12 protein-coding genes are annotated in these 13275 nt (G+C 73.4%); 6 read left to right on the top strand and 6 right to left on the bottom strand.

All coding sequences use genetic code 11. From position 1 onward, the window contains the following. Positions 1–323 precede the first annotated feature (323 nt). Both Q3W71_RS23195 and Q3W71_RS23200 read right to left on the bottom strand, forming a co-directional pair. Positions 324–1160 carry a DUF308 domain-containing protein gene (locus Q3W71_RS23195; RefSeq protein WP_302921533.1) on the bottom strand — a complete coding sequence of 279 codons (837 nt, stop codon included), beginning with the start codon at positions 1158–1160 and terminating at the stop codon, positions 324–326. A 253-nt stretch (positions 1161–1413) separates the two neighbouring features. Continuing rightward, complete coding sequence (locus tag Q3W71_RS23200; RefSeq protein ID WP_088992707.1) at positions 1414–1629, bottom strand: AlpA family transcriptional regulator; 216 nt, start codon at positions 1627–1629, stop codon at positions 1414–1416. A gap of 156 nt (positions 1630–1785) precedes the next feature. Here Q3W71_RS23200 and Q3W71_RS23205 point away from each other — a divergent pair, with 156 nt between their 5' ends. Continuing rightward, positions 1786–2211, top strand: coding sequence for a hypothetical protein (locus Q3W71_RS23205; protein WP_302921534.1), 426 nt, complete (start codon positions 1786–1788; stop codon positions 2209–2211). An 811-nt stretch (positions 2212–3022) separates the two neighbouring features. Here Q3W71_RS23205 and Q3W71_RS23215 read toward each other — a convergent pair. After that, a complete protein-coding gene (locus Q3W71_RS23215; protein ID WP_368051105.1) occupies positions 3023–6592 on the bottom strand; it encodes an adenylate/guanylate cyclase domain-containing protein in 3570 nt (1189 codons plus the stop codon). A gap of 26 nt (positions 6593–6618) precedes the next feature. On the opposite strand from Q3W71_RS23215, the gene Q3W71_RS23220 reads away from it, so the two are divergent. Continuing rightward, complete coding sequence (locus Q3W71_RS23220) at positions 6619–6864, top strand: hypothetical protein (RefSeq protein ID WP_302921536.1); 246 nt, start codon at positions 6619–6621, stop codon at positions 6862–6864. 72 nt (positions 6865–6936) lie between these two features. Here the strand turns inward: Q3W71_RS23220 and Q3W71_RS23225 are convergent, their stop codons facing one another. Next, positions 6937–7629: a Crp/Fnr family transcriptional regulator gene (locus Q3W71_RS23225; RefSeq protein ID WP_088997507.1), complete on the bottom strand. Its 693-nt coding sequence runs from the start codon at positions 7627–7629 to the stop codon at positions 6937–6939. Positions 7630–7892: 263 nt separating this feature from the next. Here Q3W71_RS23225 and Q3W71_RS23230 point away from each other — a divergent pair, with 263 nt between their 5' ends. The 4 genes from Q3W71_RS23230 to proC all read left to right on the top strand — a co-directional run bounded on the left by Q3W71_RS23230 (position 7893) and on the right by proC (position 11024). After that, positions 7893–8387, top strand: a complete 495-nt coding sequence (locus Q3W71_RS23230; RefSeq protein ID WP_302921783.1) for a polyadenylate-specific 3'-exoribonuclease AS — start codon at positions 7893–7895, stop codon at positions 8385–8387. 63 nt (positions 8388–8450) lie between these two features. Then, positions 8451–8951, top strand: a complete 501-nt coding sequence (locus Q3W71_RS23235; RefSeq protein ID WP_302921537.1) for a pyridoxamine 5'-phosphate oxidase family protein — start codon at positions 8451–8453, stop codon at positions 8949–8951. Between the two features lie 167 nt (positions 8952–9118). Next, a complete protein-coding gene (locus Q3W71_RS23240; protein WP_167178626.1) occupies positions 9119–10147 on the top strand; it encodes a 6-phosphofructokinase in 1029 nt (342 codons plus the stop codon). A gap of 70 nt (positions 10148–10217) precedes the next feature. Continuing rightward, entirely contained in the window at positions 10218–11024 is an 807-nt protein-coding gene (gene proC, locus Q3W71_RS23245) for a pyrroline-5-carboxylate reductase (protein ID WP_302921538.1), read from the top strand. 1 nt (position 11025) lies between these two features. Here proC and Q3W71_RS23250 read toward each other — a convergent pair whose 3' ends face one another. Beyond that, positions 11026–11613 (bottom strand): flavoprotein, encoded by a 588-nt coding sequence (locus Q3W71_RS23250; protein ID WP_302921539.1) that lies wholly within the window; start codon positions 11611–11613, stop codon positions 11026–11028. Positions 11614–11867: 254 nt separating this feature from the next. Further along, positions 11868–13160 carry a DUF1343 domain-containing protein gene (locus Q3W71_RS23255; protein ID WP_302921540.1) on the bottom strand — a complete coding sequence of 431 codons (1293 nt, stop codon included), beginning with the start codon at positions 13158–13160 and terminating at the stop codon, positions 11868–11870. Positions 13161–13275: the final 115 nt, after the last annotated feature.

Below are 13275 nucleotides of genomic sequence, written 5' to 3' on the forward strand. Positions count from 1 at the left end.
GGCATTCCGATCACCAGGGGTGTGACCGCCGCGAGCGAGGAACAACCGGGCAGTCAGCGGGGGAAGTGACGGACAGCGGTATTCCTACTGACAGTAAGTTACACCACTGTTACGCCCGAGGCGTGGGCCGCCTCCCGTCCCGCCATCCGGGCGGGGGCGTGGGTGTGGAAGCGCTTGATCGACTCCGTGCCGCCGGAAGGGGGGTGTCACCGCGAGCGGGACCCCGCGACCTCGGCGGAACGGAGTCGATCACGGCGACTCGCGACGACACGCCTGCCGCGGTTGCGGTCGTCGCCCGGGCGGCGTCGGGGTGCGGCGGGAGGTCAGACGACGGCGCCGTCGTCCGGGTCGTCGTCGGAGTCGCCGGGGCGCAGCCGCCAGATCAGCGTGACGAAGCCGGCCAGGATGCCGGTGAACCCGAACAGGGTGACCACCGCCCGGTCCACCGGGAGCAGGTCGGGGAAGAGGAAGAGCGTGAAGCCGACGACGATCGCCAGCACGCCGGCGGTCGCGTACTTGGAGATGCGCGGCAGCGGCGGGGGCGGCGGCGGGGTGTAGCGCTCGTCCTCGTCGTCGTCGGGCAGGTCGGCGCCGAAGGTGTCCAGCCCGTCCAGCAGTGACGGCTCGTCCTGCCGGCCCGGCCCCACCGAGATCCCGGAGATGTCGGCCGCGTACGGCAGCCGGCGCACGTCGGTGGCGGTCGGCCCGGCCGGCTCGTCGGCGCCGGCCCGGGTGACCGGGCCGCTCGCGGTCGGCTCGTCCGGGTCGACGTCCTCGGCGGCGGGCCACGGGGTGTCACCGGCGGCCGGGGTGGCGTGGAAGCCGGCGACGATCCGGGCCCACTCGGCCTCGATGTCGGGCTCGTCGTCGCGGGGCCGCTCGGTGGGCGTCTCGTCGGTGAGCTGGGTGAGGTAGTCGCGGGCGGTGCGCAGGTGCGAGCGGTCGACGTAGAGCCGGTCGACCGGGCGGGACGGGACAGTGGTGGTGCGGGTGACCGGGTTCAGGTCGGCCGAAGGTTGCAGGTACGCGGCGATCCCGCCGGCCGCGAGCACGTCGAGCAGGTGCTCGCCGATGCGCGGATCCACGTCGCCGGCGACCGCGTACTCGCTCGCGTCCAGCCCGTTGTCCCGCCGCCCCCGGCGGGCTCCACCCGCTGACACCGGACAATCCTCCTCATCGCGCCGAATCGCGCGGCCGCTCCCGCCCCCTGCGGCGCCACCCGTACGCCGTGCCTTGAATCGTGACACGTCGGGACCCGGTTCCGGGAGTGCGTTGTGTCGCGTCTTCCAAAGTCGGGGCCCCGGTCGCTGGTCGCGACCGGGGCTGTATGTCTGTTCTTGCTAGGGGCGCGTCAGGTGATCGCCCGCTCAGGAGGCGGACCGTCCGGGCCATCGCCGACGGTGTATGCGTCGGTCACTCGGGCTCGTCGCCGTCGGTAACCCGCGGCGGGCGGTGCTCGGCGATCCACGCCTCGACATCGGCCCGCAGCCAGACGGTCATTCCGTGCAGCCGCTGGAAGGGCGCGGGGAAGGTGGGATAGCGAACGAGTTGACGCATCCGGGTGCGACTCACGCCGAGCATCTCCTGGAGCTCGTGCGGACCGACCAGGGGTCCCGGTACGTCACCCACCCGGCGACCGTAGGACGATTCGGTAGTGCCGTTTTAGGTATACCTAGTTGCGCAGACCCCTTCGGGTGGCGCAGAGTGTCCTCGGGTGGGCGTCCGTCCGGCGGAGATCTGAACCCGCCGGACGGACGCCGCGCGATCGAGTGGAGGGAGTGACGGGTGGACGAGGCGGCCGTAGCTGGCGTGGTTGCGGAGCGGGTGAAGGGGCTGGAGAGCGCGCCGCCTGGCTCCCGGCGGGAACTGTTCGACCTGCGCCGCCGGCCAGCCGTCATCGCCCAGGCGGCCGGCGACCTCGACGCGCGCAGCGGCGCCCGGGGCCTTCGGCGCGATCAACGCGGCGCTGCACGGGCAACCGGCGACGCCGCGGCAGGTCGCGCGGCAGGTGTGCCGGCGCCGCCCGGGCCCACCCGCCTGCCGGAGCGACCGCACCGTCCGAGGAAAGCCGGCCGGGTCGGCGCCGGTCGGGCGCCGACGCCGGTCGACGTCCGTTGTAGCCGGTGGCGGGCCCGTAGGCTCGTCGGCGACGGCAGCACCCCGGTGCTGTCCTGGGCGCACACCATGGCGGACGGTGCCACTGGCTGTTGAAGTACGCCGTCCTCCTGGCCGCTGAGGCTGATCTTCCGGCCGCAGGTGGAGGGCCTGCACCACGTACCGAGACCGGCCCGGTCATCCTGGCCAGCAACCAATTTCCTTCTCCGACCTGATCTTCACCCTGCTGATCACCCCGCGAAGGTCACTGTCGCGAAGGCCGAGTACTTCACCGGAAAGGGGACTCTGCTGGGCTGGCTGACCCGGATGTTCTTCGTCGGCACCGGTACCATCCCGGTGGACCGCTCCGGCGGCCGGGCCGCCCGTGCCGCGCGCTGACACCCAGCCTGCTGCGCCGCGGGCCGGTGGCATCGCCGGCATCTACCCGAGGGCTCGCCGGATTGCCGGCTCTACCGGGGCAAGACCGGGGTGGCCCGGCTCGCCCTGGAGAGCGTGCGCCGGTGGTCCTGGTGGTGATGCTCAACCTCGACGAGATCCAGCCACCGGGCAAGCTCATCCCGGAAGCTCAAGCGGGTGCGGATCCGGTTCGGCGCGCCGCTGGACTTCAGCCGCTACCGGGGCCTGGCCGGCGACCGGTTCGTCGAGCGCGGCCACCGGACGAGATCATGGCCGAGCTGATGGGAACTCTCCGCCGCGAGTACGTCGACATCTACGCCCAGAAGGTCAAGAACCAGCCCGCCCCACCCACCCCCGCCAGCTTCGTCCTCACGCCTGACCCACCCCACCTGCCTCCCGCGTTTGATCCCCGCGCACGTTCACTGAACGAGTGGCTATCCGCGGCGGCAGCACAGCCACCACCACCGGAAGGTGCGGCTCGGAAGGGGGGCGCGGTGGGTGGGGGAGCGGGTCAGGTGGGGGTGGGGAGGCGGAGGAGGCGGGGGGCGGCGTTGCGGTCGGCGAAGTCGCGTACCCGGGCCAGCGTGGCGGCCGCGGCGGCCGGGTCCACCTCGGAGAGCGGGCCGACCGAGAGCGCGGTGGCGAGGATGTGGTCGGTCCGGTCGGTCATCCGCGCGTAGCTCTGCGCCGCCGCGGTGAGCAGGTCGGCGGCGGTGCGCGGGTCGCCGTCCCGCCAGGCCAGCGTGGCATCGGCGGACTGCCCGGCGGCCCGCGCCCACGGGGTCATCCGGGGCGAGCGGCGCAGCAGGTCCCGGACGAGCCGGGCGGCGTCCGCGCCGAGCAGGGCGGCGAGGTGGCCGACCGCCGGCACCCACTCGGCGAACGGGATCATCCGGGTCTGCCGCCAGTCCTCGTCCAACTCGGTCAGCAGCGCCATCGCCTCGTCCCGGCGGCCCTGCACCGCCCGGCAGAGCGCGGCGTGCGCCAGGGTGACCCGCAGCACCCGGTGGAAGCCGCTGCGCCGGGCCGCCGCCAGCGCCTTCTCCAGCAGGTCGGAGCCGGTCGGATCCGGCTCGGCGCCGAGCGCCCGGATCCACCCGGAGACCGCCACGATGTGGGTGTCCCACTCGGCGGTCGGACCCTGGGTCGCCCCGTCCGCCATCTCCAGCGCCGCCACCCACTCGCCGGCGTAGTACGAGCGGGCCCACTGGTCGGCGAACCCGATGGTCAGGCCGTGCTCGCCGCCGAGGTCCAGCGAGCGCTGCTCGTCGATCAGCCGGACCGACCCGGCCAGGTCGCCCTCCTCCTGCAGGATCCAGGACAGGTTGTGCACCGCCCGGCGGCGGCTGGTCAGCCGCTCCACCCGGCACTGCTCGGTGACCTCGACCAGCTCCGCGTACGCCTCCTCGAAGCCGGCCAGGTAGCGGGCCACCGCGAGGGTGATCCGGGCGTTCGCCAGCGCCTCGTGCAGGCCCAGCCGCTCGGCCAGCTCGGCCGCCGCCTGGGCGGCCGCGCAGGCCGGCTCGGTCTCCGCGTTGAGCATGTGCACCCGGGCCAGCTCGAGCAGCGCGCCGGCCTTCTCCTGGGTGTCCGGCAGGCCGTCGTGCAGGCTGATCGCGCGGTCCAGGCAGCGCAGCGTCTCCGACCGGTCGGCCCGGCTCCACGCGGCGGTGGCCAGCAGCGTCCACGCCTTGGCGGCGGCCGGCCGGTCGCCCGCCGCGATCAACCGGTCGGCCAGCCCGAGCAGGGTGTCCGTGCCGCCGTCGACCAGGAACGCGTCGCTGTCGCGGTAGAAGGCCAGCTCGGCGTGGAACAGTTCGAGCGCCGGGTCCGGCCCGCAGTCGACGGCCAGCGCCCGGTCGACCAGGGTGGCCGCGGTGTCCAGCGCGTGCAGCTCGTACGCCCGGCGGGCCGCGCGGTGCAGCGCGGTGCGGGTGGCCACGGCGTACGGGGCCGGGTCGAGGCCGACCGTGCGGGCGATCTCGTGCGCGGTCCACCGGTGGTTGGCCAGCACCTCGGCCAGGTCGTACTGCCGGCCGTCGGTGAGCTGTTCCAGCCAGTCGGCGGTGTGCTGGTGGCGCAGCACCCGCTCGGCCCGGGGCAGCCGCTGGTAGCAGACGTCCCGCACCAGGATGTGCCGGAAGCGGTACTCCGGCTGGCCGGGCATGCTCGAGCTGGGCAGCTCGTAGACCAGGTCACGGCGCTGCAACCGGTGCAGCGCCCGCTCCACCCACTCCGCCGGGCGGCCCAGCGCCACCGCCACCGGCCCGGGCCAGAACTGCACGCCGACCACCGAGGCGGCCTGCAACACCGCCCGGTCGGCCGGGTCGAGCAGGTCCAGCCGGTTGGCGATGACCGCCTGCACCGTGCGGGGCATCCCGGGCCCGCCGGCCGGGTCGAGCCGGACGGCGTTCGCCGCCGGGTCGACCAGGCCGCCGTCGAGCAGCATCCGGGCGTACTCCTGGGCGTAGAGCGGGTTGCCGTCGGCGAACTCGATCAGTGGTTCGCGGGCCTCCACCGGCAGGGTGGCCTGCCCGAGCAGCAGCGAGTAGAGGGTGTCGATGTCGCCGTCGTGCATCGGCGGCACCGAGATCGACATCGCGCCGCTGATCGTGCCGGTCCAGGCCGGGTGCCGCTCGCGCAGCTCGGGGCGGGCGGTCGCGACGATCAGCAGCGGCACCCCCCGGGCCGCCGCGCCGAGCTGCTCCACGAAGGACAGCATCGCCGCGTCCGCCCAGTGCATGTCCTCGAAGACCAGCACCGTCGGCTCGGTCGCGGCCAGGGTGAGCAGGAAGCGCCGCCAGGCGGCCTCGGTCTCGACCGGGGTCAGCCGTTCCCCGGGCAGGCCCAGCAGCGGGCCGAGCGCCTCGGCGAGCCGGACCGCGTGCGGGTCGGCCAGCCGGCCCAGTCGCTGGCGCAGCCGCTCGCGCAGCGCCGCGGCGTCGTCGCTGTCCGGCAGCCCCACCCAGCTCTTCACGATGTCGGCCAGCGCGGCGTAGGTGACGTTCTCGCCGAACGGCGGGCACTGCCCGACCAGCCAGGTGACCCGGGCGCCGGGCAGGTTGGCGGCGTGCCGGGCCAGCTCGCGCAGCAGCCGGCTCTTGCCCACCCCGGCCGGGCCGAACACCGTCACCAGCTGCGAGGTGCGCTCGGTGACGGTGCGGTGCAGCGCGTTGACCAGCAGGCCGCGTTCGTGGTCCCGGTTGACCATCGGGGTCAGCTCGGCGGTGTGCGGGTCGCGCCGGGGCCGGGCCCGCTCGGCCAGCCAGATCCGGCTGACCGTGGAGCGCCCGCGCAGCGTCACCGGCGGCTGGTCGGCGTACTCCATCTCGTGCCGGGTGGCCGCCCAGGTGCTCTCGTCGACCACGACCCCGCCGGGCGGGGCCAGCCCCTGCAACCGGGAGGCGGTGTTGACCACGTCGCCGGTGACGAACGCCTGCCCGCCGTCGCGGGTCGCGGAGAGGTCGACCAGCGCCTCGCCGGTGGCGATGCCGACCCGGAACTGCAACGGGTGCGGCCCGGTGGCCTGCCGGGTCAGGTTGCGCTGGAGTTCCAGCCCGGCGCGGACGCAGCGCAGCGCGTCGTTGTCGGTCGCCACGGGCGCGCCGAACAGGGCCATCACCGCGTCGCCGATGTACTTCTCGACCACCCCGCCGTACTGGTGCACCAGCCGCCGCACGGTGGCGAAGTACGCCTGTTGCAGGCCGCGCGCCTGCTCCGGGTCGGCCCGTTCGGCGTACGTCGTGAAGTCGACGATGTCGATGAAGAGCACGCTGACCTGGCGGCGGTCCTCCTGCACCGCCACGACAGGGTCGCGCAGCGGGTTGCCGCAGCTGGTGCAGAAGTTGGCCTCGGTGCTGTTGGCGTGGCCGCAGCCAGCGCAGGTCCTGGACAGCGGCCGTCCACACCCGCCGCAGAAGCGGTCGTCCGGCCCGGCTGCCCGGGAGCAGTGTCCACAGGTGAGGTCGATGTCCAGCTCCGTACGCGAGAGAGCCCAGTATCGCGCCCGGCCGATCAGTCGGGTACCCGACGTGCGGACGGCCCTTACCGCTGATCGGTCGGGGCTAGTCTCTCGTACCAGAAAAGATTCACCGCAGGGAGAGTGCCGTGCAGGTGCGACTGTCCGCCGTCTGGACCGACCCGGGTGGGACCGTGTGGGGTCCGGGCGACACCGTCGACGTCGACGCGGTCACCCTCGCCGAACTGGAGGAGCAGGGCATGGTAGAGCAGCCCGCGGGCCAGAGCGCTGGCTCGACCGAGACCACGACCACGACCACCAAGCCCAAGGAGACCGATCCCAGCAAGATCGGCCCGGGCCCGAGTTCGCCCCCCGCGGACGACACCGACAAGTGAGCCACCGGTGCGGGCGGCGGGCCACCGCCGCCCGCCCGTGCGGGCGTACCCGACAACGGCGTGGCGGCCGGGTCAGCGCTCGCTCATCCCGGCGCGACGCCGCAGTGCCGCCACGTCCGTGACCACGATCCGCCGGCCCTCGGTCCGCAGCCAGCCGCGGCTGGCGAAGGAGCCGATCGCCTGGTTGACGCTCTGCCGCGAGCCGCCGGCCATCTCGGCGAGCTGGCTCTGGTTCAGTTCGATGGTGATCATCGGGGCCTGGCTCTCGCCGGCCAGCCGGACCAGCGTCTTGGCCACCCGGCCGGGCAGGTCCAGGAAGACGTGGTCGGCGTTCTGCTCGGTCAGCCGGCGGATCAGCCCACCGAGCGAGCGCATCACCGCGTCCAGGATGCGCGGGTTCGAGTGCACCAGCTCCATGAACGCCCCGCGGGAGAGCGCGAGCGCGGCGCAGTCCTCGATGGCCTCGGCCGAGGCCGAGCGGGTGGAGGCGTCCAGCAGCGAGACCTCGCCGAGCACGTCCGGCGGCCGGATCACCGACAGCACCGCGCGCTCGCCGGTCGGCGCGGTGCGGAACACCGCGACCGCGCCGCGGCGCAGCACGATCAGGGACTCGCCCGGGTCGTTCTCCACGAAGAGCAACTGACCCTTGCGGTACGTCCGCGGCACCGCCGCGGCGATCACCCGCTGGCGCACCTCGGGCTCCAGCCCGGCGAACATCTCCACACCCGTGAGCGCGTCACCCGGCTCCGGCAGGCGCATCTCCACGGCCGACCCCTCCCCGGTCATGGACCACAACATCGCTCACCGGGTGAACCTGACGGGCCCCTGACAAGGTGAACTGACACCGGGTTCGGCGTCCGGTAGCGGTACACATCAGATCATGACGGCCATGTCGCTTGCTGTACACCCCTGGATGCGGTTCCGTGACCGTCCCGAGCCGCGCCGGTCCGGCCGGTGAGGTGCGGATCCGTTCCCGGACGGGCGACCCGCCGGTCGGGCCGCGGCGGGGGTGGGCGAGGATGACCGGGATGGTGCACCGCTACTTCTACGACTGCGAGTTCATCGAGGACGGCCGGATCGTCGACCTGGTGTCGATCGGCGTCGTCGACGAGTACGGCCGCGAGTTCTACGCGGTCTCCACCGAGTTCGACGACTCCCGCGCCGTGCCCTGGGTGCGCCGCAACGTGCTGGACAAGCTCCCCTCGCCGGCCGACCGGGCCTGGCGGTCCCGGGAGCGGATCCGCGACGACCTCTACGACTTCCTGATCGAGCCGATCCGGGACCGCCCGGGCGAGCAACTGGAGCTGTGGGCCTGGTACGCCGCGTACGACCACGTGGCGCTCGCGCAGCTGTGGGGGGCCATGCCGGCGCTGCCCCGGGAGATCCCCCGGTTCACCAAGGAGCTGCGCCAGCTCTGGGACGAGCGCGGCCGCCCGCCGCTGCCGGACGCCGCGGCGGCCCGGCACGACGCGCTGGTGGACGCCCGGCACAACCTGGCCCGGTGGCGGGCAATGACCGGTTAGTAGGTTTGGTCGGATCTGTCCCGGGCACCGGATTCGCGTCGATGCGATGCGAGGAGGTACGCCGTGAGTGAGCCGACCACCACCGCCGAGGCGCGGCGCCGCGTCACCGAGCTGGTCCGCCGGGCCCGGATCTGCATGCTGACCACCGTCGCCCTCGACGGCCGCCAGGTGAGCCGACCGATGGCGCTGCAGGAGGCGGACTTCGACGGCGACCTGTGGTTCTTCACGTACGCCGACTCGGCCAAGGCCCGGCAGCTCCGGGTCAACCCGGAGGTCAACGTCGCCTTCGCCGACCAGCGGCACGGCGCCTGGGTGTCGGTCTCCGGCACCGCCCAGGAGGCGTACGACCGGGCCCGGGCCGAGCGGCTGTGGCACCCGCTGCTGGCGACCTGGTTCCCGGACGGGCCGGACACCGCCGGGCTGACCCTGATCCGGGTGCACGCCAGCTCGGCCGAGTACTGGGACTCGCCGGGCGGCGCCGTGGTCAACCTGCTCGGCCTGGCCCGGGCCGCGGTGACCGGACGGACGCCGGCGCCGGGGGAGAACCGCGAGGTCAGCTACTGACCGGTAGCCGGACCGGCCCCGGGGTGCGGTGTCGGCGCCCTGCCACGGCGACTACAGTGCGCACTGACGGCCCGCCCCGGGCCGGCAACGGCGCCGATGGTCTGATCCGACACATATCCTGGGGCATATCGGGCTTCACCTGATGCTCCCAGGAGGATGAGCAGATCATGCGTATCGGCGTGCTCACCGGCGGCGGCGACTGCCCGGGTCTGAACGCGGTCATCCGGGCGGTGGTCCGCAAGGGCGTCGCCAGCTACGGCCACGAGTTCGTGGGTTTCCGGGACGGCTGGAAGGGTCCGCTGGAGGGCCTGTCCCGCCCCCTGGGCATCGCGGAGGTCCGCGGCATCCTGCCGCGCGGCGGCACCATCCTCGGTTCCTCCCGGACCAACCCCTTCAAGATCGAGAACGGCGTCGAGCGGATCAAGGACAACCTGGCCGCCCAGGGCGTCGACGCGCTGATCGCCATCGGCGGCGAGGACACCCTCGGCGTGGCCACCAAGCTGCACGAGCTCGGCGTCAACGTGGTCGGCGTGCCGAAGACGATCGACAACGACCTGGGCGCCACCGACTACACCTTCGGCTTCGACACCGCCGTCAACATCGCCATGGAGGCGATCGACCGGCTGCACACCACCGCCGAGAGCCACCACCGCACCCTGGTGGTCGAGGTGATGGGCCGGCACGCCGGCTGGATCGCCCTGCACGCCGGCCTGGCCGGTGGCGCCAACGTGATCCTGCTGCCCGAGCGGCAGTTCGACGTCGAGCAGGTCGCCGGCTACGTCGAGAAGCGCTTCCAGCACCAGTACGCCCCGATCGTGGTGGTCGCCGAGGGCGCCCAGCCGCTGGCGGGCCAGATGGTCCTGCAGAACCAGGAGCTGGACGCGTTCGGCCACGTCCGCCTCGGCGGCATCGGCCAGTGGCTGGCCGAGCAGCTGGAGGCGAAGACCGGCAAGGAGGCGCGCACCGTCGTGCTGGGCCACATCCAGCGCGGTGGCACCCCGACCGCCTTCGACCGGGTGCTGGCCACCCGGCTCGGCCTCCAGGCGATCGACGCGGCGCACGAGGGCGACTGGGGCAAGATGGTCGCCATGCAGAGCACGGACATCGTCCGGGTGCCGCTGGCCGAGGCCACCCGCGAGCTGAAGACCGTGCCGCTGGAGCGGTACGCCGAGGCCGAGGTCTTCTTCGGCAGCTGAGCCGACCGGCGGCGGCGCGGCGGGCCACCCGGCCCACCGCGCCGCCGGCCACGGCAGGAGGGGGTACGCGGTGCACACGGTCGCCGTGATCGGCGCCGGCAAGATCGGTGAGCTGATGCTCTCCGGGCTGCTGCGCTCGGGCTGGCCGGTCGACCGGCTGCTGGCCACCGCCCGGCGCCCGGCCCGCGCCGAGGAGCTGACCGCCCGCTACGGGGTACGGGTGGTCGACAACCTCACCGCTGTCGACGAGGCGGAGGTGCTCGCCGTCTCGGTCAAGCCGCAGGACGCGGCGACGCTGCTCGACGAGATCGGGCCCAAGGTGCCCGCCGACAAGCTGGTGATCTCGCTCTGCGCCGGCCTGCCGACCAGCTTCTTCAACCGCCGGCTGCCCGAGGGCACCCCGGTGGTGCGGGTGATGACCAACACCCCGGCCCTGGTCGACGAGGCGATGACGGCCATCTCCGCCGGCGCGCACGCCACCGGGACCCACCTGGCCCTGGCCGAGGAGATGTTCAAGCCGCTGGGCGCCACCATCCGGGTGCCCGAGTCGCAGCAGGACGCGGTCACCGCGCTCTCCGGCTCCGGGCCGGCCTACTTCTACCTGCTGGTCGAGGCGATGATCGACGCCGGCATCCTGCTCGGCCTGCCCCGGCAGGTGGCCCACGAGCTGATCGTGCAGACCGCCATCGGCTCCGCGGTGATGCTGCGCGACTCCGGCGAACACCCGGTGAAGCTGCGCGAGGCGGTCACCTCGCCGGCCGGCACCACCATCTCGGCCGTGCGCGAGCTGGAGAAGCACGGCGTACGGGCGGCGCTGCTCGCCGCGCTCGAGGCGGCCCGGGACCGGGCCCGCGAGCTGGCCGACCAGGCCGACTGAGTCAACCGGACTGCAGGGCCAGCTCCTCGACGCCGCGCACCGGCTCGGCCGGCTGCTGGGCGGGTACCCGGGCGAACCGCGTCCACCCGGCGACCACCCGCACGGCGACGTGCCAGGGCGCCGGGTCGTCGGCGTCGCCCGGCTCGGCGGGCCGGGTCACCGCCACGCCCCAGTGCCGCAGCCGCTCCAGGCTCTCCAGGAAGGCGGGGTGCCGGGCGAACGCCGGATCGGGGGCGGGCACGGCGACGACCGGCAGGCCGATCGAGGTCGCCTCGTTGAGCAGCCGCAGGGCGAGGTTGTCGTTGAACCCGTACGCCCACTTGTTGACCAGGTCGAAGCTGGCCGGCGCGACCGCGTACGCGTCGGCCGGCGGCAGCGGGTGCAGCGTCTCGGCCTGCTCGTCGGTGCGCACCGGATGCCCGGTCAGCTCGGCGAGGGCGGCGGGGTCGACGGCGTCGGCGGTGGCGGCGACCGCGTGGACCTGCCAACCCAGTTCCTGGCAGCCGGCGATGAACTCGGCGAGCCCGGCGGCGGGTTCGGCGTGGCAGACGATGAGATGGAGGGCGGGGGATCGGGTCTTCCCGGGCATGGCGCTCCTATCGGCATGGGTGTCCCGCGCGCCAGTCGTACGGCTGCCGCCGGTGCTCCGGCGGGACGTCGATCGCCTGGTCACCGGCGATCGCGCCGATCGAGTGGCGGCCGGATGTCCGTGTGGGTCCCGAAGCCGAGGGTAGCGAGCCGCCCGCCGACGTGAGCCGGTTTCCGGTGAACTGGCCGGGCCGACGGAAAAACGGCGCCGGGCTGATCGACGGATCAGCCCGGCGCCGCCACGTCGGACGGTCCTCAGTAGAGCAGGTACGGGGCGCGGCGCCGGTTGAAGTCGGCCAGCTCGTCGGCCCAGGCGCCGACCACGTCGTCCACGTCGGCGCCCGCGTCGATCATCGTGCGCAGCCGGGGCGAGCCGGTCAGCTTGTCGATCCAGTACGGCCGCACGGTGTCCCAGGAGTCCCGCCGCCAGGCGAACGCCGGGTACTTGTGCGCCTCGACCAGCATGGCCACGGCGGTGCGGATCGGGTCGTACGCGGCCCGGTCGACGACCTTCACCTCGACGCCGGCGCAGAGCTTGTTGAGCAGCGCCGGCTTCTGCCCGGCGGAGGTCGGCGTGAAGTACGCCTCGCGGAACTCGACGCCCGGCAGCTCCCGGGCGTTGAGCCGGTCGGACCAGTGGTAGTCGAAGTCGGTGGCCAGCCCGCCGATCAGCTCGAACGGCCGGCAGGTGCCCCGCCCCTCGGTGATCGAGGCGACGCCCTCGAACAGCCCGGTGCCCGGGTAGACCAGCGCGGTGTCCGGAGTGGGCATGTTCGGGCTGGGCATCACCCAGGGCAGGTCGGTGTCGGCGGCGAGCTTGTCGCGCTTCCAGTGTCGACAGCGGACGACGTGCAGGTCCGCCTGGCCGCCGGCCTCGGCCGGCAGGAACTCGGCGTTGAAGAACCGGGCCAGCTCGCCCACCGTCATGCCGTGCTGCTGGACGATCTCCTTCAGCCCCACCCCCGAGGTGTAGGCGCTGGTCATCATCGGCCCGTACGCCCGGCCGCCGACCGGGTTGGGCCGGTCCAGCACGACGTACCGCTTGCCGGTCCGGGCGGCGGCCATCATCGAGGTGTACATCGTCCAGATGTAGGTGTAGAAGCGGGCGCCCACGTCCTGGATGTCGAAGACCACGGTGTCGACGCCGGCCTGGGTGAACATCGTCTCCCACTTGGCCAGCGACGCCCCGTACGCGTCGTAGACGGTGATCCCGGTGCGGGCGTCGACGCCGGTGCCCTCGCTGCCGCCGGCCTGCGCCGAGCCGCGGAACCCGTGCTCGGGGCCGAACGCGGCGGCCAGCTGGACCGCGTCGGAGGCGTGCATCAGGTCGACCAGGTGCCGGTAGGACCCGTCGACACCGGTCGGATTCGAGATCACGCCGACCCGCTGGCCGGCGAGTTCGCTGAAGCCGGACCGGACGAGCACGTCCAGGCCGGTCTCCACGCGGCGGATGCCGGGCACTGCGGCGCCGGGTGAGCCGGGGGCCGCCGCCGCGACCGCTCCCGCGGTCACCGCACCCGCACCGGCCAGGAACTTCCTACGCTCCACGGTCGACCTCCCGTCGTGGTTTCGTTGAAACTTAACTACACGTCAATGGCCCGTCAAGGAAGGTTAGCTACAAGAGCGGCGGGTGAGCTGCGGGTGCGGCCGCAGTCCGGCCCGG

This window comes from Micromonospora sp. C28SCA-DRY-2 (assembly GCF_030519475.1).
GTDB lineage: Bacteria > Actinomycetota > Actinomycetes > Mycobacteriales > Micromonosporaceae > Micromonospora.